General features: G+C 50.2%; 32 protein-coding genes, 1 tRNA gene and 4 pseudogenes. 28 read left to right on the top strand and 9 right to left on the bottom strand.

What is annotated here, in order from left to right:
- Window positions 1–62: 62 nt before the first annotated feature.
- Window positions 63–476: pseudogene (locus KGP26_RS28715) on the bottom strand (IS6 family transposase); the annotation flags it as partial.
- Between the two features lie 62 nt (window positions 477–538).
- Here KGP26_RS28715 and KGP26_RS28720 point away from each other — a divergent pair.
- The 4 genes and pseudogenes from KGP26_RS28720 to KGP26_RS28735 all read left to right on the top strand — a co-directional run.
- A pseudogene (locus tag KGP26_RS28720) lies at window positions 539–694 on the top strand (helix-turn-helix domain-containing protein); the annotation flags it as partial.
- A 287-nt stretch (window positions 695–981) separates the two neighbouring features.
- Window positions 982–1,058: transfer RNA gene (locus KGP26_RS28725), tRNA-Ile, on the top strand.
- A 339-nt stretch (window positions 1,059–1,397) separates the two neighbouring features.
- Window positions 1,398–1,655: a TraR/DksA family transcriptional regulator gene (locus tag KGP26_RS28730; RefSeq protein ID WP_223498386.1), complete on the top strand. Its 258-nt coding sequence runs from the start codon at window positions 1,398–1,400 to the stop codon at window positions 1,653–1,655.
- 226 nt (window positions 1,656–1,881) lie between these two features.
- Window positions 1,882–2,214, top strand: coding sequence for a hypothetical protein (locus KGP26_RS28735; protein WP_223498387.1), 333 nt, complete (start codon window positions 1,882–1,884; stop codon window positions 2,212–2,214).
- 488 nt (window positions 2,215–2,702) lie between these two features.
- Here KGP26_RS28735 and KGP26_RS28740 read toward each other — a convergent pair.
- Window positions 2,703–2,903: pseudogene (locus KGP26_RS28740) on the bottom strand (phospholipase D-like domain-containing protein); the annotation flags it as partial.
- A 72-nt stretch (window positions 2,904–2,975) separates the two neighbouring features.
- On the opposite strand from KGP26_RS28740, the gene KGP26_RS28745 reads away from it, so the two are divergent.
- Window positions 2,976–3,671: an IS6 family transposase gene (locus tag KGP26_RS28745; protein ID WP_223499779.1), complete on the top strand. Its 696-nt coding sequence runs from the start codon at window positions 2,976–2,978 to the stop codon at window positions 3,669–3,671.
- A gap of 37 nt (window positions 3,672–3,708) precedes the next feature.
- On the opposite strand, the gene KGP26_RS28750 is transcribed toward KGP26_RS28745, so the two are convergent.
- The 3 genes and pseudogenes from KGP26_RS28750 to KGP26_RS28760 all read right to left on the bottom strand — a co-directional run.
- Window positions 3,709–4,230: a DDE-type integrase/transposase/recombinase gene (locus KGP26_RS28750; protein WP_223499782.1), complete on the bottom strand. Its 522-nt coding sequence runs from the start codon at window positions 4,228–4,230 to the stop codon at window positions 3,709–3,711.
- A 137-nt stretch (window positions 4,231–4,367) separates the two neighbouring features.
- Window positions 4,368–4,880: a hypothetical protein gene (locus tag KGP26_RS28755; RefSeq protein ID WP_223499781.1), complete on the bottom strand. Its 513-nt coding sequence runs from the start codon at window positions 4,878–4,880 to the stop codon at window positions 4,368–4,370.
- 546 nt (window positions 4,881–5,426) lie between these two features.
- A pseudogene (locus KGP26_RS28760) lies at window positions 5,427–5,594 on the bottom strand (transposase); the annotation flags it as partial.
- Between the two features lie 150 nt (window positions 5,595–5,744).
- Here KGP26_RS28760 and KGP26_RS28765 point away from each other — a divergent pair.
- A complete protein-coding gene (locus tag KGP26_RS28765) occupies window positions 5,745–6,605 on the top strand; it encodes a methyltransferase domain-containing protein (protein WP_223499780.1) in 861 nt (286 codons plus the stop codon).
- A gap of 66 nt (window positions 6,606–6,671) precedes the next feature.
- Here the strand turns inward: KGP26_RS28765 and KGP26_RS28770 are convergent, their stop codons facing one another.
- Entirely contained in the window at window positions 6,672–7,367 is a 696-nt protein-coding gene (locus KGP26_RS28770; RefSeq protein ID WP_223499779.1) for an IS6 family transposase, read from the bottom strand.
- 849 nt (window positions 7,368–8,216) lie between these two features.
- On the opposite strand from KGP26_RS28770, the gene KGP26_RS28775 reads away from it, so the two are divergent.
- Window positions 8,217–9,017, top strand: a complete 801-nt coding sequence (locus tag KGP26_RS28775) for a tyrosine-type recombinase/integrase (protein ID WP_223499828.1) — start codon at window positions 8,217–8,219, stop codon at window positions 9,015–9,017.
- Window positions 9,018–9,266: 249 nt separating this feature from the next.
- Here the strand turns inward: KGP26_RS28775 and KGP26_RS28780 are convergent, their stop codons facing one another.
- The gene (locus KGP26_RS28780) at window positions 9,267–9,554 is read right to left on the bottom strand and encodes a type II toxin-antitoxin system RelE/ParE family toxin (RefSeq protein WP_223499778.1); all 288 of its coding nucleotides are present in this window, start codon (window positions 9,552–9,554) and stop codon (window positions 9,267–9,269) included.
- The gene (locus KGP26_RS28785) at window positions 9,544–9,777 is read right to left on the bottom strand and encodes a type II toxin-antitoxin system RelB/DinJ family antitoxin (protein WP_371822217.1); all 234 of its coding nucleotides are present in this window, start codon (window positions 9,775–9,777) and stop codon (window positions 9,544–9,546) included. The genes KGP26_RS28780 and KGP26_RS28785 overlap by 11 nt, the downstream gene beginning before the upstream one ends.
- A 311-nt stretch (window positions 9,778–10,088) precedes the next feature.
- Here KGP26_RS28785 and KGP26_RS28790 point away from each other — a divergent pair, with 311 nt between their 5' ends.
- The 7 genes from KGP26_RS28790 (at window position 10,089) to KGP26_RS28820 (ending at window position 16,728) form a co-directional block, all read left to right on the top strand.
- Window positions 10,089–11,282 carry an AAA family ATPase gene (locus KGP26_RS28790; protein ID WP_223499776.1) on the top strand — a complete coding sequence of 398 codons (1,194 nt, stop codon included), beginning with the start codon at window positions 10,089–10,091 and terminating at the stop codon, window positions 11,280–11,282.
- Window positions 11,283–11,290: 8 nt separating this feature from the next.
- Window positions 11,291–12,262, top strand: coding sequence for a ParB family protein (locus tag KGP26_RS28795; RefSeq protein ID WP_223499775.1), 972 nt, complete (start codon window positions 11,291–11,293; stop codon window positions 12,260–12,262).
- Between the two features lie 572 nt (window positions 12,263–12,834).
- On the top strand, window positions 12,835–13,569 hold the full coding sequence (locus tag KGP26_RS28800; protein WP_223499774.1) for an N-6 DNA methylase: 735 nt from the start codon (window positions 12,835–12,837) through the stop codon (window positions 13,567–13,569).
- Window positions 13,494–14,099, top strand: a complete 606-nt coding sequence (gene tnpA / locus KGP26_RS28805; protein ID WP_223499773.1) for an IS66-like element accessory protein TnpA — start codon at window positions 13,494–13,496, stop codon at window positions 14,097–14,099. The genes KGP26_RS28800 and tnpA overlap by 76 nt, the downstream gene beginning before the upstream one ends.
- Window positions 14,096–14,443, top strand: coding sequence for an IS66 family insertion sequence element accessory protein TnpB (gene tnpB, locus KGP26_RS28810; RefSeq protein WP_223499772.1), 348 nt, complete (start codon window positions 14,096–14,098; stop codon window positions 14,441–14,443). The genes tnpA and tnpB overlap by 4 nt, the downstream gene beginning before the upstream one ends.
- A 19-nt stretch (window positions 14,444–14,462) precedes the next feature.
- Window positions 14,463–16,034, top strand: coding sequence for an IS66 family transposase (locus KGP26_RS28815; protein WP_223499771.1), 1,572 nt, complete (start codon window positions 14,463–14,465; stop codon window positions 16,032–16,034).
- 49 nt (window positions 16,035–16,083) lie between these two features.
- Entirely contained in the window at window positions 16,084–16,728 is a 645-nt protein-coding gene (locus KGP26_RS28820) for a hypothetical protein (RefSeq protein ID WP_223499770.1), read from the top strand.
- A 184-nt stretch (window positions 16,729–16,912) separates the two neighbouring features.
- On the opposite strand, the gene KGP26_RS28825 is transcribed toward KGP26_RS28820, so the two are convergent.
- A complete protein-coding gene (locus tag KGP26_RS28825; RefSeq protein ID WP_223499769.1) occupies window positions 16,913–17,122 on the bottom strand; it encodes a hypothetical protein in 210 nt (69 codons plus the stop codon).
- Here KGP26_RS28825 and KGP26_RS28830 point away from each other — a divergent pair.
- The 14 genes from KGP26_RS28830 to KGP26_RS28900 all read left to right on the top strand — a co-directional run bounded on the left by KGP26_RS28830 (window position 17,121) and on the right by KGP26_RS28900 (window position 26,045).
- Window positions 17,121–17,549 (top strand): antirestriction protein, encoded by a 429-nt coding sequence (locus tag KGP26_RS28830; protein ID WP_223499768.1) that lies wholly within the window; start codon window positions 17,121–17,123, stop codon window positions 17,547–17,549. The two genes, KGP26_RS28825 and KGP26_RS28830, sit on opposite strands and share 2 nt — an antisense overlap.
- An 80-nt stretch (window positions 17,550–17,629) precedes the next feature.
- The gene (locus KGP26_RS28835; RefSeq protein WP_223499767.1) at window positions 17,630–17,887 is read left to right on the top strand and encodes a hypothetical protein; all 258 of its coding nucleotides are present in this window, start codon (window positions 17,630–17,632) and stop codon (window positions 17,885–17,887) included.
- 987 nt (window positions 17,888–18,874) lie between these two features.
- Entirely contained in the window at window positions 18,875–19,354 is a 480-nt protein-coding gene (gene radC, locus KGP26_RS28845; protein ID WP_223499766.1) for a DNA repair protein RadC, read from the top strand.
- A 41-nt stretch (window positions 19,355–19,395) separates the two neighbouring features.
- A complete protein-coding gene (locus KGP26_RS28850; RefSeq protein ID WP_223499765.1) occupies window positions 19,396–19,671 on the top strand; it encodes a homeobox domain-containing protein in 276 nt (91 codons plus the stop codon).
- 247 nt (window positions 19,672–19,918) lie between these two features.
- Window positions 19,919–20,605, top strand: a complete 687-nt coding sequence (locus KGP26_RS28855) for a PspA/IM30 family protein (protein WP_223499764.1) — start codon at window positions 19,919–19,921, stop codon at window positions 20,603–20,605.
- The gene (locus KGP26_RS28860) at window positions 20,595–21,104 is read left to right on the top strand and encodes a hypothetical protein (RefSeq protein WP_223499763.1); all 510 of its coding nucleotides are present in this window, start codon (window positions 20,595–20,597) and stop codon (window positions 21,102–21,104) included. Before KGP26_RS28855 ends, KGP26_RS28860 begins: the two co-directional genes overlap by 11 nt.
- 41 nt (window positions 21,105–21,145) lie before the next feature.
- Complete coding sequence (locus KGP26_RS28865) at window positions 21,146–21,613, top strand: hypothetical protein (RefSeq protein ID WP_223499762.1); 468 nt, start codon at window positions 21,146–21,148, stop codon at window positions 21,611–21,613.
- Window positions 21,610–21,930: a hypothetical protein gene (locus KGP26_RS28870; RefSeq protein WP_223499761.1), complete on the top strand. Its 321-nt coding sequence runs from the start codon at window positions 21,610–21,612 to the stop codon at window positions 21,928–21,930. Before KGP26_RS28865 ends, KGP26_RS28870 begins: the two co-directional genes overlap by 4 nt.
- 151 nt (window positions 21,931–22,081) lie before the next feature.
- Window positions 22,082–22,552, top strand: a complete 471-nt coding sequence (locus KGP26_RS28875; RefSeq protein WP_223499760.1) for a hypothetical protein — start codon at window positions 22,082–22,084, stop codon at window positions 22,550–22,552.
- A 159-nt stretch (window positions 22,553–22,711) separates the two neighbouring features.
- On the top strand, window positions 22,712–23,050 hold the full coding sequence (locus tag KGP26_RS28880) for a hypothetical protein (protein ID WP_223499759.1): 339 nt from the start codon (window positions 22,712–22,714) through the stop codon (window positions 23,048–23,050).
- A 48-nt stretch (window positions 23,051–23,098) separates the two neighbouring features.
- Window positions 23,099–23,947, top strand: a complete 849-nt coding sequence (locus KGP26_RS28885; protein ID WP_223499758.1) for a ParA family protein — start codon at window positions 23,099–23,101, stop codon at window positions 23,945–23,947.
- Between the two features lie 2 nt (window positions 23,948–23,949).
- On the top strand, window positions 23,950–25,278 hold the full coding sequence (locus KGP26_RS28890; protein ID WP_223499757.1) for a ParB/RepB/Spo0J family partition protein: 1,329 nt from the start codon (window positions 23,950–23,952) through the stop codon (window positions 25,276–25,278).
- Window positions 25,279–25,728, top strand: a complete 450-nt coding sequence (locus tag KGP26_RS28895; RefSeq protein ID WP_223499756.1) for a hypothetical protein — start codon at window positions 25,279–25,281, stop codon at window positions 25,726–25,728.
- Window positions 25,725–26,045, top strand: coding sequence for a hypothetical protein (locus KGP26_RS28900; protein ID WP_223499755.1), 321 nt, complete (start codon window positions 25,725–25,727; stop codon window positions 26,043–26,045). Before KGP26_RS28895 ends, KGP26_RS28900 begins: the two co-directional genes overlap by 4 nt.
- The last annotated feature ends 39 nt before the right edge of the window (window positions 26,046–26,084 follow it).

The raw sequence follows: 26,084 nt of genomic DNA on the forward strand, positions 1-26,084 counted from the left end.
TAGGCAACATTACAAAAAAAAACAGCATATTACCTGACGCCGCCTTAACGCGACAGAGCCCTTTTATCGATAGTGACCCCCTCAGGTTCGCCATGATGACGTATGGCCTTGCGGAAGAAGCGCAATGCGGCGGCGGCATCACGTTTGGCAGTGAGCAGAAAGTCGATTGTCTGGCCTGATGTGTCAACAGCCCGGTACAGATACTTCCACTGCCCGTTCATTTTGATGTAAGTTTCATCCATTCGCCATCGACGACCCACCGAACGTTTATGCCGGCGGAATGCCTTGTCCAACAACGGCACCAGACGGATAACCCAGCAATGCAGTGTGGCATGGTCAACAGCAATGCCGCGTTCAGCCATCATTTCCTCGAGATTGCGCAAGCTAAGGGCATAAGCCAGATACCAACGCACACATTGCGCGATGATATCGATGGGATAATGCAAGCGTTTAAAGGCATTTCTGATCAGAGACATTAATAGGCAACATTACAAAAAAACAGCATATTACCTGACGCCGCCTTAACGCGACAGAGCCCAAAGGCGTCAGGTTTGGCCGCAGGCGCACCATCGACCGTAACGCAGTGCTTGCGCTTCGTCAGGAAGGTAATGGCGCTACAGCTATAGCCAGGGAGCTAAGCATCGCCCGCTCTACGGTATATAAAATTCTGGAAGACGATAATCTTACACAATAGAGCCTGTTTTTTAAAGTTAAGATAATGATAAAAATAACTTTTTAGACGTTAGGTGGCACTTTTCGGGGAAATGTGCACGGAACCCCGACCTTTGTGCTTTCCTCATGTGATTTGTTGGAAGCATAAACATATCTTTACAATTTGAAGACAAAAAAATACCTGTCTTGGGGTATAAAAACGATGCCTGACATGCCCATATGACCAGGTACCCCAACTATTTTGAGATTTGGAAAATCTCCTCACGCAGGTAATGCATACCTGCGTTTTTTTTACTATTTTTTGATGAAGGCCCTTTAGCTCAGTCGGTTAGAGCGCGCGACTCATAATCGCTCGGTCGCTGGTTCGAGTCCAGCAAGGGCCACCAATTACGATTATCGCATATTGGCTATTCGCTCTGTGTCCAGGCTGATGGTGTGGCGAAGACGGTAGATGGCTTGATACACAGGCAAAGGGGACATTCTGGTTTAGGGATCTCCACTCTCTGAATTTGCGGACAGCTGAATGTCCCCTTTGCTGTGATGAGTGTCTCTCCCCGACTATGATGCCTGCCAGCGGTATGTTTCTGTCGTTACGCGCTTTAACGATAACATCATCAACCTAAAAAATGGCGGTTGTTGAGACAAGGGGCTACGTTTACAAGCTGTAATCGTGTTAGGCGGGCCACCCATTGGCTCAATGTGTATTTACCGGGATTGATAAAATCATGGCAGATATTGCTGATGAAGCACAGAATGAACATGAAAAGATGATCGAACGTGGCTTGATGGCCATACGGTCACAGTTTACAGCAAGCAGTGCGCTTGTCTGCCAAGATTGCGGTGAGCCGATACCGGAACGACGTCGTCACCTGTTACCTGGTGTCAAGACCTGTGTCCTGTGCCAGGAGCGAAAAGAGTTCCAGCATAAGGTTGGGGTTTATCCTTTGTTGACTCGCCATGCTGTCAATCAGGACGAAGAGTGATTGGTGGATCTATAGGGGGATGAAGCCCAACTGATTAGAAAAGTACGTTAGCGTGTCAACATTTTTATTTCCAGACAACCTATATATATCTATGAAGCTAATCTGGTAAAACTTTCAAAAAAAATTGCCGTGTTTTTCCCTGCGGTTGTGATCCCAATCCCTATAGGCGACAGCTGACGTTTATTTGTTTATCCCGTTATTTTTAAACTATTTTGGTGTGGTTCTTATGAAGCTAAGTACAAAACTACGTTCATTTACTTTTTTAGTTGTCGGCGGGTTATCGATATTAACATCTAACGCTGTCGCATCAACTCCGGATGTATGGGACGAACATAATAAAATGGTTATAGCTAGCTGTATTAAAGCAAGCAACTTTAAGGAAATAACGCCAGTTGTAAGCAGGTTGATGGGGTTTTCAGATGAAGTTGGTTATACGGCACTATTATTACAGGGTTTTTATCCTCAACAACATATGGAAAATCAAAAGGGGCGGGAACTTTGCCTTTTCAATAAAAAAACGCAAAAAGCCTATATCAGCGAAGTTGACGGTTATCAATAATAGATAGGGGGTGTTGGTACCAGCGTCCATACTGAGCAATGGGCGGTTTTTTGCTTACCATTCTGATGTTCATTTATGGGATCTTTGCCGCGATGACGCTACCAATACTGCAGATCAGGAAGAAACATCTTGATGATTAGGTGGTTGGTCTTAGCGAGGCAGAAACAAAAAAACCACCAAAAAAGGTGGTTTTTTTGTGCTGTTCAGGTTAGCGGCCTTCCCAGCAGGGCTGTGTTACCAACGTAACGCAAGCGCATCCAAGTGCTTGTATTCGCGGTTTCATCTCCGGTGGTGGCATCGTGAAGCGGTCTTCGCAAAGGACCGCACAATGAAACGGTACATTTGTATTGTCATCGTTGTATCTGGTGCATTGTTGTCATCTGGGAATGGGGGTTGGAGTATTTCCAACAACTCAATTTCGGTGATCATCAACGCAGCAGACAAGTAAGCCAGGTGACCGCCCCTATATTGGGGCGGTTTCCTTACGCTCAGTATGACGACTGCCAGTCTGTACCGTCATCCCAGCGTGACTGCCAGTGTGCCAGGTACGACTGAGCCAGTGCAGGCATCTCGCGTATGACCAAGACACTTTCTGAGTTGGCCCGGGCCGCAGCTCTCGTGTAGTTAAAACTTCCTACTTCAACAGTATGATTATCCTGAATAATTACCTTATCGTGCATAATGGCGTAGTGACCGTTCGGGCTCTGTCGCGTTAAGGCGGCGTCAGGTAATATGCTGTTTTTTTGTAATGTTGCCTATTAATGTCTCTGATCAGAAATGCCTTTAAACGCTTGCATTATCCCATCGATATCATCGCGCAATGTGTGCGTTGGTATCTGGCTTATGCCCTTAGCTTGCGCAATCTCGAGGAAATGATGGCTGAACGCGGCATTGCTGTTGACCATGCCACACTGCATTGCTGGGTTATCCGTCTGGTGCCGCTGTTGGACAAGGCATTCCGCCGGCATAAACGTTCGGTGGGTCGTCGATGGCGAATGGATGAAACTTACATCAAAATGAACGGGCAGTGGAAGTATCTGTACCGGGCTGTTGACACATCAGGCCAGACAATCGACTTTCTGCTCACTGCCAAACGGGATGCCGCCGCCGCATTGCGCTTCTTCCGCAAGGCCATACGTCATCATGGCGAATCTGAGGGGGTCACTATCGATAAAAGTGGGGCCAACACAGCGGCTTTGGCCACGCTCAACGCCGACAAACCCGATGAGGAAACGATTACAGTGAGGCAAAGTAAGTACCTAAACAATCTGGTTGAGCAAGATCACCGCAATATCAAACGCCGGATAAGACCGATGCTGGGATTCAAATCGTTTCGACGGGCACAGGGGCTTTTGGCGGGCATCGAATTGATCCACATGATACGCAAAGGACAATATCAGCATCCGGAAAGTGAGGTATTGTCACCTGCGGAACAATTTTATCTGTTGGCTGCCTAAATAATCGGCAACACCCACTTTGGCTGGCCTGTGCCCGTTAATGCGACAGAACCAAGCTGCGCATTGGGCTTCCGTTGTCGGAATGCAGCACCAGGTTACGGGATGAACATTTTTCATTCCACACCGCTCGTTGTAGCAGTTCTGCTGCATGTTCCCCGGTTTCACTGCTGAATACCTCTGCGGCAATAATTTTACGGCTATAAATATCCATGATCATATAGAGATAAAAGTGCTGACCTCTGACCCAGGACGGTAAATGACTGATATCCCAACTCCAGACCTGGTTCGGTGCAACCGCCTTAAGCACATCAGGCCGTTTATACTGGCATTCCCGGGACCTCCTCGTCAGTTGACTGGCTGATTTTAATACGCGATAAAAGGTTGATTCAGAAGCAATATAAACACCTTTATCCGCCAGCATCGGTACGATCACATTTGGAGGCAAAGAGGCAAATTCCGGAGAGTTGCATAACTCCAGAATTTGCAACCTTTCTGTTTCCGATAATTTATTTCGGGGGACACGGTCTGTTACACCGGGCCTTCTGTCTGCACTGATCACTCCACCATCACCATCAATCCAGCGCTGCAGCGTTCGGATCGAAATCCCGATACACTGACAGGCCTGGATCTTACGGGCGCCGTGATCGACAGCTTCACGGACAAGAGAAATAATTTTCTGCCGCTCCGGAAGAGGTGTCAGCCTTCCTCGCTGTTGTCCCAGAGGGCATTGAACTTTTCCCGCAGCATCAGGAGCGCAGCCGCTTCTGCCAGCGCTTTATCTTTGCGGGTCAGCTCCTTCTCAAGTTCACGCAACCGGCTTCTGATATCGCGTAACTCTTTATCTGCGCGGCGATTTTCCGTCAGTTTCATTTCATGAGCTTTGATCGAAATAACCCGCCACTCTTTTACCTGCTCAACAAAAAGCCCCTGACGGCGACAATAATCGGCAAGTTCCATTTCAGACAATGAAGCTGTTTCAAGAACAACCGAAAAGCGACGCTCAGGAGTCCATTCATCACCATCCACAGAGGAAATCCTTTCATTTTTTGGCAATAAGCCTTGTGCCACCAGTTCAAGTCGCCATTTTGCAACAACGGAAGAACTCAGAGCCAGTTTTTGTGCAATGTGTCTGACGGACCAGCTATAAGGAGGCTGGAGCCACATCACTCCCTTTTCTTTCACATCAATCGGTACTGCATGCGCAGGCATAGTCATTCTCCTTCAGAAAGTAAGCGACAACTATGCTGACACAGGGGGAGAATAGGTGTTCACGTTGCGCCGGAATACGCACTAACCATGAACCAATGCCATTATTATTTATTTTTACACATTTTTTTATGTTTAATGTTACAACAATGAGTGATATCTTATACTAAAATTTAGTCTTATCCCTCAGGTTACGCATTAATTAAATTAATGTCTTTAGGGCTAAAAAGAATTGGACAAAGTTCTGTTCGGGGCCTACTACCAAAGCGAGGTTGGTTGACAATCCATTATGAATAACTAAACTCAGAGAGAAGGTATTCACATGCGGTTTATACAGCCCAGTTTGTTATCTACTATTTTATAGTCACTTTTTTTCGTGTCCAACGGAGTAAGTGCTGCAAGCCAGACTTATCCTGTCACCCTAAATAGCTCCCGAGTGATATATAAAGAAACCCAGAGTAGTGGAACAACATAAAGGGTGGATTGCTATTGCAATCCACCTGACCCGCTCCCCGTATGTGATCCATTCATAATCAGGAATAACCGGCTTCATTCTGGCTGCATATTCTGGCAACCGGCAGATTTCTCGGCAAATTCAGAAGGTGTCATCCAGCCCAGGGCAGAATGGGGACGGCTCTGGTTATAGTGTATGCGCCAGCCCTCGATTTTGCACCGTGCATCCTCCACAGACATGAACCAGTTCTCGTTCAAACATTCCTGACCGAACGGAGACGAAATCCTGCTCGAACTTCGGTGCCAATATGTGATCGAACTTCGATGCCAATCCGTGATCGAACAGAGCGGAATACGCACACAGCCGAGATTTCTGATGTTCAATTATTTGTTAATATCTAATAAAGGTGCTCTATGAAAAATAAACCAACTGAATACCCCGGGATCCGACATGAACACATGAACTTAGTGTCGGGTATAATGCAAGAGTTGAGTGAGACATCATTGCTTGCTTCTTGGGATCGGGTTTTTGAAGCGCAAACACGGATTCTTGGACCGCAAGAGTTGAAATGGTTAGAAACTAAAGGGGCGTTTGCAGGAGGCGTTATGGAGGTTGGAAGTGGTAATGGTTGTTATGGAAGTTTTCTTGCTAGAAATGTTCCATATTGCCATTTTTTTGGGCTGGAGGCTAATCAAAGTCTAGTTAATCGTTTTAATTTATGTGATGAGCAGCATCCCATAAACTATAATATCGAAAAGTGCATAGTCGGTATTGACCCTATCCCAAAAGCAATCTTAGGACATGTACAGACCTGCATTCTGCGTTTCGTTTTACAGCACTCATCGGACCCTGTATATATTTTGAAGCAGGTCTGTAATATCCTCCCGCCTGGTGCTCAAATTTATATAATAGAGGAAGATGATCGTCTCTTTGCATCGAATACTGAATGGTCTTCATATGATGCAACTATCGATATGTGGAGGCGCGTGTGTGCAGAAGGAGGGACAAACTCTAAAATAGGTCTTGAATTGCCAGGTATTCTAAATAAAGCAGGCTTCTCGATTGAAGATTACACTATTAATCTTAGGAATAATATTGAAATGGGAAGTATGTTTGTTGAGCTATTTTCCAGTATTGCGCTAATGATGTACAACACTAATCCTGGTGTAATTACGAAAGTAGAACTTCAAAAAATAATTGACGGTTTTTCTGCAAACCAAATGCATCATGTTGCAACTTATCCACAAATACTTCTTGTTGCAAAAAAAATGTAAAATAATTTGTTTGGGCTCTGTCGCATTAACGGCCACAGACCAGCCAAAGTGGGTGTTGCCGATTATTTAGGCAGCCAACAGATAAAATTGTTCCGCAGGTGACAATACCTCACTTTCCGGATGCTGATATTGTCCTTTGCGTATCATGTGGATCAATTCGATGCCCGCCAAAAGCCCCTGTGCCCGTCGAAACGATTTGAATCCCAGCATCGGTCTTATCCGGCGTTTGATATTGCGGTGATCTTGCTCAACCAGATTGTTTAGGTACTTACTTTGCCTCACTGTAATCGTTTCCTCATCGGGTTTGTCGGCGTTGAGCGTGGCCAAAGCCGCTGTGTTGGCCCCACTTTTATCGATAGTGACCCCCTCAGATTCGCCATGATGACGTATGGCCTTGCGGAAGAAGCGCAATGCGGCGGCGGCATCCCGTTTGGCAGTGAGCAGAAAGTCGATTGTCTGGCCTGATGTGTCAACAGCCCGGTACAGATACTTCCACTGCCCGTTCATTTTGATGTAAGTTTCATCCATTCGCCATCGACGACCCACCGAACGTTTATGCCGGCGGAATGCCTTGTCCAACAGCGGCACCAGACGGATAACCCAGCAATGCAGTGTGGCATGGTCAACAGCAATGCCGCGTTCAGCCATCATTTCCTCGAGATTGCGCAAGCTAAGGGCATAAGCCAGATACCAACGCACACATTGCGCGATGATATCGATGGGATAATGCAAGCGTTTAAAGGCATTTCTGATCAGAGACATTAATAGGCAACATTACAAAAAAACAGCATATTACCTGACGCCGCCTTAACGCGACAGAGCCATAATTATATCCTCATCATGTTTTTAAATTTAATAATGTCTCGCGCAACTTATATGTTGCACTCAACAATTGACGTATACTCATTCGACATAATTCGTCTGCCTTAGATAATACGTGGATTTTATTGGTAGATATATGTGAGCCGGTTGTGTGGTTTACTACACACAATTAAAACTCAAACTACCGAATGAAAAAGAGGGCAGTCACGAAGTTGGCGACAGAAGATTTACTCATCGTGAAAGATGAAGGCGAGGGGGAACTCGTCCTTTGGTGGGCGATCCTCTTCTCATCGACGCGGGAGTGGTCTTTCCGGTTTATGTATTTTTCGGAAACGGATCCGCTTGCGGCATTTTTGGGGATATTATCCCCTATGTAGTGCCCGTCATACAGAGACAACACGACATACAGCAAAAGCGGATCCTTTTGGGATCCACCGCCGATCCTATTCAGCCGTCTTTTTGCTTCCTATTTATGGTATATTTCCATAAGTCGGAAGAGTGCTGGCGACGATGACCGATCGCGAAAACGAATTATTGCCCGTGCGCCGGCGTTGATGATTGGCGATACTATTGAGGCGTTGTCCTGCCCTCGACGACGAAAACGTCCGTTTTGGCCCGATGTTGAAAGAAATTGCGCTACGTGAAATCTGAACGTCGACGTGGGGCGTAGACGCCAATTTTTCACGTAGCGCAACCTCCTACTTTTTACCGTTGAGATCCCCCGCGGATCCCGTGATGCCGATAAACCGCCTTAGCAGACGAGATTGTTGGAATTAACAGGAGCAGATGATGACCTATGATTCGGCACTGGCCATTGTGGGGACCCCGGCCGGTGAAACGACGCCGATGCTGGCACCGCAAGATTACCAACGTGCGCTGTCGTTGCGCCATATGGCCATGACGTATGATGATCTGCCCCGGTATCTGCTGGCACCGGAAGTGGCCGCCCTCCTCCATTTCTTGCCGGACTGGACACAGCATGCGCTGATCAATCTCCTGTGGAATACCGGCGCCCGGATCAATGAAGCGCTGGCGCTGAGGCGCCGTGATTTTCGGCTCAATGTGACCATGCCGCACGTGGTATTGCGCACGGCCAAACAACGCCGTACCGGTCGTGGTCGCCCCACGAAAGGTAAGTCGGCGAACCGCACGGTTCCGTTGACCGATCCGCAATTTGTGGACGAGCTGCGCCGGCTGTTTGCCAGCACCAAGGAGTTGTTTGAAATCGATACCGAGACCGGCGAACGTTCCCCCCTGCCAGTCTGGCAGATCAGCGATCGTGGTGTACGCAATTGGTTGACGAAAGCGGAACACCTGGCGAGGCGTGAGGGGATCCGGTTGAGTGTGCCGGTGACGCCGCACGTGTTTCGGCACAGCTATGCGATGCACATGTTGTACCAGGGCACGCCATTGAAAGCGGTGCAGGGGTTATTAGGACATGAAAAAGCGGAGAGCACGGAAGTGTACACTCGGGTATTTGCTCTCGATATCGTCGCCAGTCGCCAGGTGCAGTTCACCTTGCCGACGCAGGATGCGCTCAACATGATCCGGAGCACACATCGTCCTCTGGCACTGGGCGATCACGAATAAAAGCTGACGCCCTGCGGTTGTTCAAATATCTTCGGCCTGCCAGGTGAACAGCCAGGGCGGAGACATTTCGCTGTGAATTTCCGAGTTGCTTGAGAGCCTGGCATACCCACAACACCAGAGCTGTAACGCGAGGGGGCTGGGCGTATAGGCGCTTATGACATGATTGAGGGGACGGCAGTTTTCCTGGAAAAATGCCTTGTTCTCTATGGTGATTCGTCATTTTTTAATGGGTTTTTTAGCGATCCCTCACTAACCCAACCTTGTGGCGGCTGCTTTGTAAACTTCCAGCCGTTCGCGTTTACCTACAGCAAGGACGAGGATCACAACCGTTTCATCTTCGACCTTGTAAACCAGCCGATAACCGGATGCGCGGAGTTTGATCTTATAGCAATCAGGTAAAGAGTGCAGTCGGTTAGCCTCAACGCGTGGCGCCTCAACAATCTGTGCCAGCTTCTTTTTTAACTGTTGACGTACAGTCTCACCTAATTTTTTCCATTCTTTGAAGGCTGCATTGTCAAAGTCAATCTTATAAGTCATCGAGTGTTACTCGGATCCGTTTGCCAGGATTAGCCAGACGTTCACGCGCCAGCTCGATGATATCTGCGTCTTCATCAGCCAGTAATGCCACCTGAACCGGAAGGCGGTTATTTTGTGCAACGTATTCAAGCACCAGACGTACAGCTTCCGAGGCTGTGATCCCCAATCCGTCGAGCGCTACCCCGGCCCGGGCCTTTAAGTCATCGTCGATACGAATATTCATTGTGCCCATTTCAACACCCCATGTGGTTACGTTTGTGTATACATAGTAAGGCATAACCGACAAGAAATAAAGTACATGTGGTCCTGTGCTTCACTCTACAGCCGTCATCTGCTTGGGATCTATAACGCAGAAAGGAGCACCTTGGTTTTTTGAGGAATTCCAACCGATCCTCTTTTCTGCATCATTTACCCGGATGTGGCTGAACGGCATGGTAGTGCGTCATTTATTGTTAATTGTGTTGATTTTTAGTCTTTCATGCAGGATTATTGATTTAATTCAGATAAGCTACATAAATAGAGGTGTTGGTGATTATGGATTCTCATCAGACAGAGAAAGTCGCACTACGTGCCGAAAAAATGTTGTCCGCATTGACTGAGCAAATACAACTTCAGAAAGAAGAACTCAAGGAAAACGAGTATTTTCAGGTGTATGCCAAAGCTGCCGTCGCAAAATTTCCCAAACTGACTCGCGCTAACGTGGATTATGCAGTGAGCGAGATGGAAAGCAGCGGTTATGTCTTCGAGAAGCGAGCGGCCGGTTCATCAACAAAGTACGCGATGACTGTCCAGAATATTGTCGATATTTATCATCACCGTGGTGTTCCTAAATATCGCGATCGCCATCCTGAAGCAATGACTCTCTTTGTCGGCAACCTGAAGGGCGGTGTCTCAAAGACCGTTTCTACGGTGTCACTGGCTCATGCACTGCGTGCCCACCCCCACCTCCTTTTTGAAGATTTACGCGTCCTGGTCATTGATCTGGATCCTCAGTCCTCGGCCACCATGTTTTTGAACCATACCCGTGCCGTGGGCCTTGTTGAGACAACCTCCGCTCAGGCCATGCTCCAAAATGTCAGTCGGGAAGAGTTACTCAATGAGTTCATCGTGCCATCTGTTGTACCCGGCGTCGATGTTCTTCCTGCATCCATTGATGATGCGTTCATCGCTTCAGGTTGGGAAAGTTTGTGTGCCGAGCATTTACCTGGCCAAAACCCCCATGCTGTCTTACGCGAGAATATCATTGATAAACTGAAGGCTGATTATGACTTTATCTTTGTCGACAGCGGCCCTCACCTGGATGCATTCCTCAAGAATGCGATTGCGGCCGCCGATCTCTTGATGACGCCGATCCCGCCTGCACAGGTTGATTTCCACTCTACCCTGAAGTACCTGACCCGTTTGCCTGAGCTGGTCAGTATCATTGAAGCTTCTGGTTGCCCGTGCCGGTTGCAGGGAAACATCGGCTTTATGTCCAAACTGTCAAATAAGCCTGATCACAAAGTCTGCCACAGCCTCGCGAAGGAGATTTTTGGCGGAGACATGCTCGATGCTGCGTTGCCACGTCTTGATGGTTTTGAACGTTGTGGAGAGTCGTTTGATACGGTGATCTCCGCGAACCCATCTACCTATGTGGGGAGCAGCGAAGCGTTGAAAAATGCGCGTACCGCTGCGGAAGATTTTGCCAAAGCGGTATTTGACCGCATTGAATTTATTCGAATGAATTGAGGTGCCCGATGAGCACAAAACGTCAGACAATCGGGCGCACGTTTAGCGCGCCAGTTCTTAACAACGAAGCCGAGCCGGAAGCGTTCAAACAGGTATTTACCCTGGCTTCTGGCAGGAAGGCGGTCTTTACCAAAGTGACCGTTCCGGCGGCAGACGTTGAAACCAAAACGTATGTTCTTCAGGAAATAAACGGACGTGATCAGTCTGCACTCACCCCTGAATCACTTCAAGATATTACGCGGACTATCAACCTGCAGCAGTTTTTCCCTGCCATTGGTGTCCGTCGCGATAACCGTATCGAGATCCTGGATGGCTCACGTCGTCGCGCCTCTGCCATCCTCAAGCAGGTGGGCCTGGATATCTTGATCACGGATGAGCCTCTCTCGGTCAGTGAAGCCAGAAAGTTGGCACAGGATATTCAGACGGCCCGGGAACACAATATTCGTGAAGTGGGAACGAGGTTGCTAGCCCTCAAGCAAAGTGGACTGACACAAAAAGAAATCGCTGAAGCGGAGGGATTGTCGCAAGCCAAAGTTACGCGAGCGTTGCAGGCAGCCAGTGTCTCTTCTGAGTTGCTATCCCTTTTCCCGATCCAATCTGAACTGTCTTTTTCTGACTACAAAGTGTTGCTGACGGCAGAAGAGTTGTTGGCCAGCAATCAACGTTCAGTATCAGAACTCATCGAAAATATCAGTGGCGTCGTCAGTGGCATCCGTGAGCAGTCATTGCTGGTCGCAGATGAGGTCAAGACTAAAATCCTCACAGTAATACGGGATGAAGCCACGGTATTGGGAGAACCAGCGAAAGGAGAAGCGGCAGTCATCACCCCACTCTGGCAGTTTTCTGACAAGAACAAATATGCCCGTAAGAAGATCCGTGGACGCATGTTCAGTTACGAGTTTAATCGTGTATCGCCCGAACTGCAGGGTGCCATTGATGATGCGGTGAAGGCTGTCTTGGCAAAACATCTGAAGTCATAATTGAAAATGTTCTCCACCCATTTTTCAGTGTTAACTGTTTAAAAGTAATAACTTTTCCATGGGGATTTCATGGTGAAATCTCCATTGATTTCGACGCCACTTACTTCGACTTACCTTGCAATGCCCTTTCTCTATGGTTGGATCGCAGTAAAATACCCAGTTCGTTCCCCACGTAAAAATAGGGTTTAATACATTGTATTTAATGAATATTTTTATTAGATTTCACGCTGAAATCTCCACAGTTGCATAACTCCTCAGCGGCTAGCAATGGTTGCTCACGATCCGCGCTGATATAGTTAGACTATGAATTGGCGGCGAATCTGTCCGCCCCCCTTATTGAGTCAGCCTTCACTCCATCGTCAGCAGTTACTCCCTCCCTCCGCTTAACAGTCGCACCGTGCCGGAAAAATTCAAGCCGCCGGCTGCTGTGCCCGTTCGCATTCCTTCCCCCTGGTCAGTCATTTGCGCTGCGGCCTTGCGTCCGGAGCTGGATTTTTTCCTTATGGCCCGTTGCGTCCAGCGCGGTATGGCGGGAGCACACCGCAGATCGCCACAAAGGAAGGAACACCAGAATGACGCAGCTGACCCTGGATATACTCGCGCCAGCCAATACCCCTGATCGGTTACGCCACGTTGGCCAGAACGGCTATGACCATTACCGCCGGGAATTTATCCGGTTGTTTCGTGAAACGGCGCGCTATCACCACAGACATGAGGTTTTCCGCGATTTTGCAGAAATGGCGACACTTGCCGTGCAGAACGTTTTTCTTCGCAGTCCTGATCTGGAAAAAGAGTATCTGGCGATTGCCGGTCGCTATCAACCTGATGATGTTAACCGGATGACTCAGTTGCTGGGGTGTCTCACTGGCGCTCTGGAGTGTCAGCCGGGTGACTTTCTGGGCCAGATCTTCATGGAACTGGAGATCGGCTCAGACCATATGGGCCAGTTTTTCACACCTTATCATCTGTCTGCCCTGATGGCTCGCCTCACCGCCGGTGATGTACTCAGCGAGCTGGAACACAAGCCGTTCATTACGTTGCAGGAACCGGCAGTTGGGGCGGGCAGTATGGTGATCGCATTTGCTGAAATGCTTGCGGAACAGGGCATCAACTATCAGGACAAGCTATTCGCCAGTTGCATGGATATTGATGGTAAGCGTCTCATCCAGACCGTCTTTCATTTTCGCCCGTGTTTCCTACCATGGACACTTTCGCGAACATGGACACTACCGTGGACAAAAATACGCCTTACTCCAGAAGAACCTGGATCACCACTGCACTCAGCCTGCGATTTAACGACGCACTGACCTACCGTGAAATCGCTGAACAACTCAATGTCAGCTCTTCTGCCGTTCATAAAATGTTTACGCGTTTTCGACGCACCGGCATTAACTGGCCACTGCCGGAAGGGTATACGCCGGAACGCCTTGAGGATGAGCTTTACGCCTTCAACCTCGAAACCAACCTTCCCGTCAAAAAACGTCGTCCGGACTGGCCTCTGGAGTTCAGGATCCGTATGGCGGAGCTGAGCCTGCAGCCGGGGGCCTGTGTGGCAGAGCTGGCGCGGCAGCATGGAGTTAACGACAATCTGGTGTTTAACTGGCGTAATCTGCATCGCCAGGGGCTGCTGGATCCTGCCAGCAGAGCCACACTCATCCCCGTCACCGTGGAGCCTCTTTCGCCTCCGCCAGGGCGGACCGGGACCGTATCAACGGACCTTCCACCGGTCATCAGTTGCAAGCTGACGCTACCGGGCGGAAGCCTGAGCCTGACCGGGCCGCTGACGCCGGAGCTGTTGCGCGTACTGGTCAGCGAACTCAGGGAGGGTGAGGCATGATTAACTTTCCCGCAGGGGCGCGCATCTGGCTGGTTGCCGGCGTGACGGATATGCGCTGCAGCTTCAACGGGCTGGCGTCGAAGGTGCAGAACGCGCTGCGGGATGACCCGTTCAGCGGGCATCTGTTCATCTTCCGCGGCCGTCGCGGCGACATGATAAAGGTGCTGTGGGCGGACCGGGACGGCCTGTGCCTGTTCACCAAACGGCTGGAGCGGGGGCGCTTCGTGTGGCCGGTGACCCGCGACGGTAAGGTGCACCTGACGCCGGCGCAGCTGTCGATGCTGCTGGAAGGCATTAACTGGCGGCATCCGCAGCGGACGGAACGCCCTGGCCTGCGGGTGTAACCTGCGCTAAAGTGGGTTCATGGACACCTCATACCCCGATGAAAACGCCCGGCTCAGGGCGCTGCTGCAGGAGCAGCAAACGACCATCCGCAAAATGGCGGAGTATAACCGCCTGCTCTCGCAGCGGGTGGCGGCGTACGCCAGCGAAATCAGCCGGCTGAAGGCGCTGGTCGCTAAGCTTCAGCGTATGCAGTTCGGCAAAAGCTCCGAAAAGCTGCGTGAGAAAACAGCGCGCCAGGTCAGTGAGGCGGAGGAGCGCATCGGCGCCCTGCAGGAGGAGATGGCGGAGGTGCTGGGTGAGCAGCACGACCCGGTACTCCCGCAGCCGCTGCGCCAGTCTTCCGCCCGCAAGCCGCTGCCCGCCTCGCTTCCCCGCGAAACCCGCACGCTGCCGCCGGCAGAAACCGCCTGCCCGGAATGCGGCGGCGAGCTCACTTCGCTGGGCTGCGACGTGTCGGAGCAGCTGGAGCTCATCAGCAGCGCCTTCAAGGTTATCGAAACGCAGCGGCCGAAGCTGGCCTGCTGCAGCTGTGACCACATCGCACAGGCCCCCGCGCCGTCAAAACCCATCGAGCGCAGCTACGCAGGCCCCGGCCTGCTGGCCCGCATCGTCACGGCGAAGTTCGCGGAACATACGCCGCACTACCGCCAGTCGGAAATATACCGCCGGCAGGGCGTGGAGCTGAGCCGTGCCACGCTGGGGCGCTGGTCCGGTGCGGTCAGCGAGCTGCTTGAGCCGCTGTACGACCTGCTGCGTCAGTACGTTCTGATGCCGGGTAAGGTGCACACCGACGATATCCCTGTGCCAGTGCAGGAGCCGGGCAGCGGCAAGACGCGCACGGCCCGGCTGTGGGTCTACGTGCGTGATGACCGCAATGCCGGTTCACAGCTGCCGCCCGCGGTGTGGTTCGCGTACTCGCCGGACCGTAAGGGCGTGCATCCGCAACGTCACCTTGCCGGGTACGGCGGCATCCTGCAGGCGGACGCGTACGGCGGCTATAACGCGCTGTACGAAGACGGCCGCATCACGGAAGCGGCCTGCATGGCCCATGCCCGCCGAAAAATCCACGACGTTCACGCCCGCACGCCGACAGATATCACCACCGAAGCGCTGAGGCGCATCGGTGAGCTGTACGCCATCGAGGCGGAGATACGCGGCAGCCCGGCAGAAGAACGGCTGGCAGTACGTAAGGAGCAGACTATCCCGCTGATGCAGTCGCTGTACGACTGGATACAGGTGCAGATGACGGTGCTGTCGCGCCACTCGGATACGGCAAAGGCATTCGCGTACCTGCTGAAGCAGTGGGACGCGTTAAACCTGTACTGCAGCAACGGCTGGGCGGAGATAGACAACAACATCGCGGAGAACGCGCTGCGCGGCGTTGCCCTGGGCCGGAAAAACTGGCTGTTCGCGGGTTCAGACGCGGGCGGAGAGCGTGCTGCCGTACTGTACTCCCTTATCGGCGCCTGCCGGCTGAACGGCGTAGAGCCGGAAGCTTGGTTGCGTCATGTGCTCACGCATATCCAGGACTGGCCGGTAAACCGGCTGCGCGACCTACTGCCGTGGAAAACCGACCTCACATCTGAATAAACGTCAATACGGTCTGGATGAGACGCTTACGCTTGATGCGGCTGATTTAATGGCACTCTTACCGCGTCTTTGCAATCAGTTGGAAAGACCTGATCACCGACACGATGTGTGTCGTGCCATCGAGAAGCTGGCAGGAACAAATGCCGAAATGGTGCTTTACCAAAGCGGCCATGCCACACCGCCGACTGTGCCGGGAGACAATACAGAGATCAATTTTCCGTTTGCCCTGGAATGGCTGACCAAAGAGGAAATAAGGATCGTACTCGAGGTGGTTACATTGTCCGTGCGCAAGGCCTGTCGGCAAATGTTTGATGATGCGAAACGCATTCAGGCGGCGTTGACGCCCCAACCATATTCGCACCTGTTTTCCCGGCGCACCCGGCATTTCAAGCTGGTCGTTGAGGAAAGCGATGAAGAAAATTGGCTTGATGAGTCCAACCCCGACGAAGTGCGTCGGGTACTGGATGCCATAATTAACCAGGGCGCGCGATTTGGTGCCGTGCGACTGATTGTCATCAATGACACGTTAGAGCTGATCACCGGCTACAGTGTGATGACCGATGTGCTACGTTTGCCTGGGGATCCGCCACGCCGTTGGTTCGACCGCGATGTCCTGCGGGATGTTTGCTATGCCGCCAGGCAAGAGGTTCTCAGTGTCATGAACACGTACAGCGCATTTACCAAGAAAAGTTGAAGCAGGAGGGGCAAATGCCCCTCTTTTCTCGACCCGATAAGGGTGTCGCTCTACTCCGCTGTTTGCCAGGCCACGGTGTGGCCCTGAATTGAAAACCCACCTGGTCAGCATTCGTGTTGTGACGGCCGGATGCCGTGCCTTCACTGTAGCCCGGCTGCGACGAATACAAGGGTTCGCGTTGCCGTTATCCTCGCCCGTTCTCGCTCACTTTCGCCGTCATTTTCCCGTCGTTCGACCGCTCAATTTTCACGGTCTCACCGTACAAATACCGGCTTTCGTTCGCTGCGCTGCGGCCTGCGGTAACGCCCTTGTATTGCGCCGCTGTTCGCCGGGCTGTCGTGTCGGCACGGCACCGTCCGGTGTCGCGGAACATGAAATTACGGAGGTATTCCATGCACTATTCCCACACTCAGACCGCCCTGAATGTCGAAGAAATTGACCGGCTGTCTTTCCTGCCCTACCTGTTTGGCGAGGATTTCATGATTGCCGAATTGAAGGTCTACGCCTTGGCACGTAAACACCTGCCTGACTACGAAGACGGATTTTGGCATTTTGTACGGCTTCCGCAAGGCGGCGGCTACATGATGCCCACGGGCGATCGATACCACATGGTCAACGCCGAAGGCTGGTTTGACCGTACCGTCAGCGCCGAGGTTGCAGGGATCATTTTGACAGCGCAAGCCATCAACTATCGGTGTTTAGCGCTCAAAGGTTGTAGCGACGATGAACAGATCAAGCTGTTCCAGCTGCGTGAGTTCCAGCTCTGGAACTTTATCGAAAGCCATCCCGATAGTGCCGCGATTAGCGCTGCGCTCGAATGACGAAATGAAAAGGCCAAGGCAGGCAGCAACGCTGCTTGCCTCAAAGAATAGTGCCCTTGATCGCGGGATGAGGAAAGAGTATGGAAATGGAAATGACAGTAGGCAGCCTGATAACCCGGCTGCAAAACAATTATTCGCTAGATGACTTGTGCGTGGCTTCACTCTGGTTTGATGAAGACTTTTTGTCCAAAGTGTGGGGAGAAGATCTAACTAGGGATGAGATCCATGCGGCCATGAAAATAACAAGTAGCTATGATGCTAATGAAGGGATCAACTGGTCAGTAGTCGAGGATGCAGTAGAGCGTGTGCTCGACAGTCGTGAAGATCCAAAACCCTAATTCGCTAATCGCCTAGGCAGGAGGTGAAAGCCACCTGTCTACCGCCGAAAACACCCTGGCAGGCTTACGCCTGCCGCGAAGGCTGCTGCCGCGCCTACGGCGCCGCGCTCCGCCTTCGTCTGCCTCTTTCATCACCTGGTGTCCGTTTATATCACCTTCTGTTTCCTTCGCTGTGTTTTCCGACGTCTACGTATTGTTATCACCTCTTCCAGCTATTCGATATGGGCGTCCGGTCGGCTGTCGTGAACGGAGCCAGGTGAACCTGTCTCCGCCCTGCGGGCGTCCATCCTGACGCAACCCCAGCTCGCAGCATCCGTACCCGGATGCGCCGCTTTGACGCGCCGTGGCCTGCGCTTATTGCACCCCGGCAATAAAAGCCCTGCCGGTGTGTAGGGAGCAACGCCGTTTCGCCTTGCTCTTACGGCGTTGCGGCGGGTCCCAGCTCACCCTCTGACCGGTGCGTCTCCCGTTTATGATCCTGTCGCCTAGGCTGATAACGCCACAGTCCTCCTGGCCATCCAGGGGAAAGCTGAAGCACAGCCACAAAACTTTTTGCAGTCAAAAACTTTGGTGTCTGCCCCTGGACGTCTGCCTCGGCCGGTGCCGTTTTACGCCCTTGCGGCGCAGGTTCTCAAACGGGTGATGGAAATACCGGGGGCGAAGAACAGCTGGTCCCCTCAAAACGTCAACACCGCGACGAGGAAACTCAACGGGTGATGTTTTTTTAACAACACAAAGTGTGTCTGGATTTTTAAACCGTCCGTGGGCCAGGCCCGCCCTTGTAATCATGCAAGTCTGGCGTCCATGCATGCATTGTTATTCGATGTTGCCGACGAGCTGCCTCTGAAAAACTTTCGCATGCGAAATTATCAACGCCGTTAAATATCATATTTGATATTCAATATTGGCTTTGATATACTGTTCTCAACAGATGACGGAAGGCCGTCATCTAGTACCGGCGAAACGCCAATTCTCAAAGGAGAAACAATGTCTCAGCGTCCTATCCCCCTTCCAACGCACGTTGAAGCCCTGGCGGAGTATTACATCCATAAGGCAATTGCGATCCTTGATGCTCGCATTAAAGCGAAAGGCATCATGTTCCTTCAACCTGCGACCGTTACCAACTTCTTGCGGCTTCAACTTGAGTCTGAAGAACGGGAAGTGTTCGCTGTCCTCTTTCTTGATAATCAACATCGTTTGATAGAGTTTAAACGTATGTTTTTTGGCACGATTAACACCGTTAATGTGCATCCTCGTGAAGTAATGAAAGAAGCGATCAAGCTAAATGCTGCCGCCGTCATTTTTGCACATAACCATCCATCAGGATTAGCTGAACCTAGTAAGGCAGATCGCGACATAACGGTTGGACTAACCAATGCATTGGCCCTGGTTGATGTAAGAACCCTCGACCACGTTGTCATAGGCCATGGTCAAACCACCTCATTCGCAGAACGGGGCTGGATCTAAATTGTAAGTGCCGCTGCGGCGGCACCTCTCCGGAGATAACAATGGAAACTCATAGTGCTTACAACGTAAAGCAGCTGCAGGTCAGAAAGGAATGTTTTTGTCCTTTTACTGCAGGGTGGAAAGAACCTACAGGCGCTGAAATTGCTTGTGTGATGTCCCAGGCTAGCAAAACAAAAACCAGCCTTGCAGATACCTTTGGTTTAAGCCCTGGGCAGATTGAAAACTGGTTTACGAACAAAGAAACGATCCCCTACCCAGTCTGGTGTTTGCTCGGGTTGTCAGCTGGATATGGCGATTTTTGGTTGCATCGTCAGTGAGGCTGCAAAATTTCGCATGCGAAACTATGGAGGTAATTACATATCACTATTGATACGAAGTGAATAGCAAGAAAACCCATTTATCAGATTGAAAGCGGAAGGCCGCTTCCAATATACGGCGTGAAGCCTGGCTCAAAGGAGTCTGCTATGTAACGAGTCTAACTCTATGTCCTGCGTTCAAGAACGGCAGGAGTGGCGCCCTACGCCACCGTCTGCCTGACCATTTAAAATATGTGGAGTATCAAAAATGGCTATGTCTATTTTACGTCGTTTGTTACGGATCTTAAAAGCGAATGCTAATGATGCTGTTGATCAGATGGAAGACCCAGCACTGCTCGCTCGGCAAATGGTGAGAGATTTTGAGGTGCAAATCGGTAGCACCGAAGAGGTTGTTGCTGCAGTAATTGGCCAGCAGAACCTTCTTCAAAAACAGCTGGAAGCCAGCAAAAAAGCAGTCTCCGATTGGAATGACCGAGCACATCGCGCCGTCCAGGCAGATCGCGATGATTTGGCCAGAACAGCTTTACAATACGTGCAACGATACGAGAGGAATGTTGCCTTCTATAGCAATGCATTGGAGACATTGAATCCAAAGGTCGAGGACTTGAAAAGCAAACTCGCCACGCTGCGCGATGAGTATGAAGACGCGAAAAACGAGGTCACCCTGCTCGATGCCCGGGCTAAAATTGCAGATACGAGTGGCAAGGTGTCGCGGATCATGGGGGGGGTTGGCAATAACGCCATCGACATGACCAAAATACGATCCAAAGTCGATAAGCTGGAGGCGGATTCAGCTGCTTTAGATTCAATGGCCAAGGAGGTTTCAGGGCAAGATCTGAAGAAACAATTCGATATGTTAGGCACTCCCCACATAGATCAACGTCTTGAAGAACTGAAAAAACAAACGTCTTCAGGAGGCAGTGATGCCCAGTAATTTTCCGAACGCTACTGAAGATATAATCGGTCTCATTATGCCTATGTACGGCTGGCTTTGGGTGTTGATCATTGTGCTGTTTTTTATCACTAAGGTCATTCTGCCGACTTATGAAGACTGGCAAGAAGAAAAAAAACGAAAGCAGGAGGCGATTAGCAAAAAGCAACAAAGCCTGCAAATAAGCGAAATAGAGCGCAAGGCGAAAGAGCGGGACATTGCCAGTGGAATTGTGAGGCGCTCTGATTACAGCGATTGGTTACGGGAGCAAATATTGAAGATAGAAATTTGTCTCGCTAATACTGATCTGGCTAATCGGTCTGATCTTGAAGCCATGCGATCGAGATTAGTAAAGTTGAATATGGTCAATAGCGATGACATCATCAAAATGAGTGGCGATATTTCATCAGTAGTTGACTCGACGTACAATCTCCAACTCATTGACCAGGAGTGGAAAAGATTGGAAACTGAGTTAGCCGCTATCGAAAGTAAAATGAGATAACTAACTTGGCCCGCCTGGTGCGGGCCTTTCAAGGATGTTCAATGAAAGGATTTTGGTTTCAAATTAATATCGGCATGTTCTTGTCCCTCGGGGTCGGATTTGGCCTGCTCCAACGTAACTGGTCGACTTTTTTGGGATTCTTTTATGTCGCCCTGTTTATTGCCGTTTTGTACCTTGTGAGTCATTTGAGCACTTCTCGGAACCGCTTTAGCCGTGCCTTTGGCAAGATAATGCTATGGGTTTACGCAGCGTTCTTTGCTTGTGTAGCTTTGTTAACAGTTGAAAGGCTGTGGTTGATCAATGGCGATAGTTACCCCTCATTCATGGGGACCGTTTATCAGAAGTTTGATATTCCTACTTATGAGGCAATTCCCGATTGTTCAAAAGGCGGGGGGGACTGGTTTGAAAAATCAGACAAGACAGTTATCCGTTGTGGAAGCAATTGGTTAACGGGTACCACGATTATCCTGAACCAGCCGTCATCTGAACTGAAGGACCAGACCAAATGAAAAGGGCGTTAACGTTCGTCAAAGATCACCTGGCAGTGGCGCTCATATTGCCGCTTCTAACCGGTGTTGGCACCGCAATCTACATTCGCGGGGAACTTGAAGCGGGAGAATACAGGGAGATTGCGTTGGCCTGGCCACGCCTGTCTTCCCAGACCAAAGCGGTTGTTTCTGACGCGATGATTGACGGAAGACTAACACACTGGGAGTTCGCCGATATCCGGTCACGAATCATCAATGAAACCCAAATGTTGTCCAGGGGAAGCACGCCGATCCTTTCACTTGAGGAGGAAAAGGACCAACTCCGCGCATTAAAATAGCGGCACAGGTAAGACTTAAAGTTTCGCATGCGAAATAATAAAATATCAAAATTGATATCTTATTGGCCTTGAGACATAATGTTCGTGTTGGGGATGGAAGGCCATCCCCTGAATGTTGGCGAAACGCCCGTCTCACAGGAGCATCAACATTATGTTGAACCAGAAGTTGTTTCATATCTCCCAGGGCACCAAAGGATGGCTGCCCACCGTCAAATCAGATATCAAAGTCGGCGAGCTGCTAACTCGCGGTTTTACTCTCGTTGAAGGTAGGTTGTACCCTGACCAAATTCATGAGATTGAAGCGTTGCTACCCCTGCGTTACAACGCCAAAGATGTCACCCCCTACAAATCCGACATTATCAATCATGGTGACCTCTGTTGCCGGATGATAAAAATTACCCGTATTCCACTCTTAGAAAGCTACCGCAAAGTCCAGGTTAAAGCGGATAGCATCGCCCATTTTGTCGAGGAATACGGTAAGCCGTCACAGTTCTCAACGCGTGGAAAGGAGCACCTGGCGCGGGAAATTGAAAGACTGACAATGGAACTCGCCGAGAAAGGCTACGCCCTTATCAGCGCTTGTGATTCAAAATCAGGAAAAGTTGTCGCCTACATTGCTTAATTTCGCATGCGAAATTGTGGAACCGTTAAGCATGTGAGAAAGATGATGATTTTTAAATATCTTTATTGATATTTAAATTTCATCCTGATAGATTGATGGACGTTAGGTGGAAGGCCACCTGATACTTCGGCGAAACGCCCGGCTCATAGGAGATGCAACATGCAACACAATGCCATTGTTGGCCGTTTACTGGTACAACCGCAACTGATCCAACGTGATGAATCCCAATACTGTTTATTCACTGTCGCCGAGCTGCGCAATCGTGGTGATCAGCAAACGAAACTGGAACTCATTGCCTATGATAGCGCTGCCGAACGCATCGCGGATCGGTACTTATTGGGTGACACAATATCGGTTGATTTTACCATCAAGAACAAAATGTACGAGAAAGACGGTTCAAACATATATGGCTATTCTTTCGTGGCCATCCATGCCGAACTCATCGCACCTGGCAATAAACGAAGAGAGCTGAATAGCAATCAGGCTCCGCACCAGTAACGATTTATCTGTTTTCGCATGCGAAATATTTTTAAAGAGGACGCAAAGATGGCTGCAAAAGTAATTGTAATTTGTTCACAAAAAGGCGGGATTGGTAAAACCTTCTCAACAACAGAGATCTCCAATGAGCTGCAGGCCCGCAATAAACGGACGTGTTGTGTTGATGGCGATTGGATGGGAGGCCTGACATCACGCCAGTTCCCGGACGGGTTGCCACCCGAAATTGATGAAAATCCATTAGGGCGAACATTTGTGCCTGGTGAAGCACACATGTCACGTCTGTACGCCGGTCCGGATACACCATTTAACCCTATTACATTGCCAGACGGCCGGGGATTTATGGGGGCTACAGAAGATCTAAATGAAGTGAATAACCGGCATGCTGATTGCATTTTTGACTTTAAAGAGCGCTTTGAAGCGTTGAAAGAAAATTATGACTACATTCTCATCGACTCATCACCGGTATGGACAAACACGTTGTTAGCCAATCACGTTGTCGCTGATTACCTGTTGATCCCAACCCTGCTGGAGAGAACCGCACGGCTGGGCGTTGAAAAACACATTGGTACGTTCAAGAAGATCAAAAAACGTTATCACCCAGAGTTGAAACTTCTCGGGGTGTTCGTCACTCACGCTATGGTATCAAACTATAAAAAACCCATGCTAGAAGGGCGTTATGCGCAGGTTGATACGGTAAACCTCGAAATGTTGATTGAGATCCTTGAAGAGCAGGGATTTAGCGAAGAATACCTGTTGGAAGTGATGCCATTTGTAGCAACCAAAGTGCGAGAAGCAATCGAGCTTTCAATTACGATTAAACAGCATGATCCAGAAAGCCCACTCGTGGCCAGTTACGATCGCCTGGTTGATACCATCATTGCACGAACTGGAGGCTAATCATGGCCAAGGGATTTAAAAATAAGCTGCGGGATCAAAAAGAACAACGCCAGCAGGCCACCTCCGCGCCGGAGGTGGTGCCAGCACCAGGCCTGCAGGAACGTGAGGTGGCGTTGCCAACGGAACAGCTGGACCACCGCGTGTTGAGCGATGTGGCGCGTGCTGAGTTAGAACCGAATGGCCAGATTATTCGCGTGCCGATCGATGAAGTCTATGCGGTTAAACAGGTCCGTCCGGAGGAAGACTTTGACGAGGCTACGATAGAAGGCATGGCCAATAGTTTCAATGAAGTCGGGGTCCTTTCACCACCACGTTGCTATCCCCGTGACAAACGAGGTTATCGGATATTATTTGGGGAAACTCGATGGAGATCAGAAAAGAAACGTGGCGAGAAGTATATCGATATTTACGTCGGTCCCCCACCGAAGGATGACCGACATCGGATCATTACTCAGCTGACTGAAAATATTCACCAGTCCGGTCTTAAACCTTTAGCCACTGCGGACAACATGCATGAGCTGAAAACTACCTGGAACATGACTCAGGCAGAAATCGCAAAGGTGCTTGGCAAGCCGCAGACATTTGTCAGCAAGCACATGCGATTGCTGGATGCGCCGGAAGTGGTGAAATCCTTATTGAAAGATAAGGTCACCAAAGATCTCGATATGGTTTATACCCTTAGCCAAATCAGCGATATCGACCCGGACAGGGCTGAAAAAATGGTGGCGTTGTTACGCGATGGAAAGTTGACACGCGGGAACGCCATTAAAGAACTGAACTTGCTGAAAGGGAAACCGGTTGTTCCTCCAAAGCCTGGAGAACAGCATGGCCAGAGTACCAGCGAACAACAATCATCGGGTGAGAACGATGGTCAACAGCCCCAGGCATCCGAAAGTAATGGCCATGAGGTTGGGGGGGCTGAGCAAGTGGCTGCGCCTACAGGGGCCGCTGCCGTCCAGCCAGGGGCGAATGATAACGGTGGCCAACAACCGGCGAAGGTTGAGACCAATGATCCTGAAAGCGGCATTTTGCCTGGAGCGTCTGAGCAACCAGCTGTACCGACAGCAACCAGTTCTGTTAGCGCAGGCAGCGATGAGCAACAGACTGAGAGGATAGAGAGCAACCATCAATCAGCCAGTCTCGCAGCATCGACTACTACCTCACCAGTAGTAACGAGCAGACGCGTCATGGTCATGGTCGACGGCGAAGAAGGCTACCTGGTAATGGACAAAACGCCGGACGAATTTGGTCTGGTCTGGATCAAACTCCCTGTTGGTGAAGTCTGCATCGAGGCAAAAGAGGTGACGGTCCTGGGGATTAAAGAGGTCTAAATGCTTACGACTAAGACACCCTTCGCACAATTGGCGGAAGAATTCTTACCGCGAATTGTAAAAACATGGGTGATGACCACAGAACTGACGTCTGCACAAGCTGCAGACGTTCTGGTTAATACCGCCATAAAAAACGGCTTTCTCCAAGATCGGGGAAGGCCGCTTACCGGGGCTGCCATCAATGAATGGGGGATTAAAAACAATACTCCCCGTTGGGGGATGCAGGCGGCCATGTCAATGCTGCTGGAAAACGGGTGGATGCCTAAAGAACATGCTGAGTGGGCCGCATGCGCTTCAATCCTCACGTTAACCATAAAATCAAAAGACTGTGAGTTGCTCTTGAGTTTGTTGCCGCCCACGTTTGATCGCGATGTAGCAGCCGGCTGGCTGTACGCTGCCCTGGAAAATGACGCTCACTATCGCACGCGTAAAAAGAGAATACCTAAATGACGTTCTTAGAGCTTGATCGTATTTTGAAAGATACCGGCAGGATTGGTTATGCTACATCGATGCTGGCTTGCCTACTTGATGCATTCGATCGCGGCGAAACAATCCTGGAAAAAGAAACGGTAGCTTCATTAATTGATATTACCGATACGAACGTTGCCGCCGTTGCCAGACGTCTCGCCGAATCCGGTGTGATTGAAATCCTGTATTGTGACAAAAGGGCAGATAAGCCTACATACTCGACAATACCCAATGGCCGCTGGGCGACACCTTACTACCAACTGACGTCAAAGGTCTTGAAAGCGTATCGACGAGCGTAAAAAGTTTCGCATGCGAAAAGTCAATTTAAGGAAAAATGA

This window comes from Serratia sp. JSRIV002 (genome assembly GCF_019968725.1).
In the GTDB taxonomy this organism is placed as follows: domain Bacteria; phylum Pseudomonadota; class Gammaproteobacteria; order Enterobacterales; family Enterobacteriaceae; genus Chania; species Chania fonticola_B.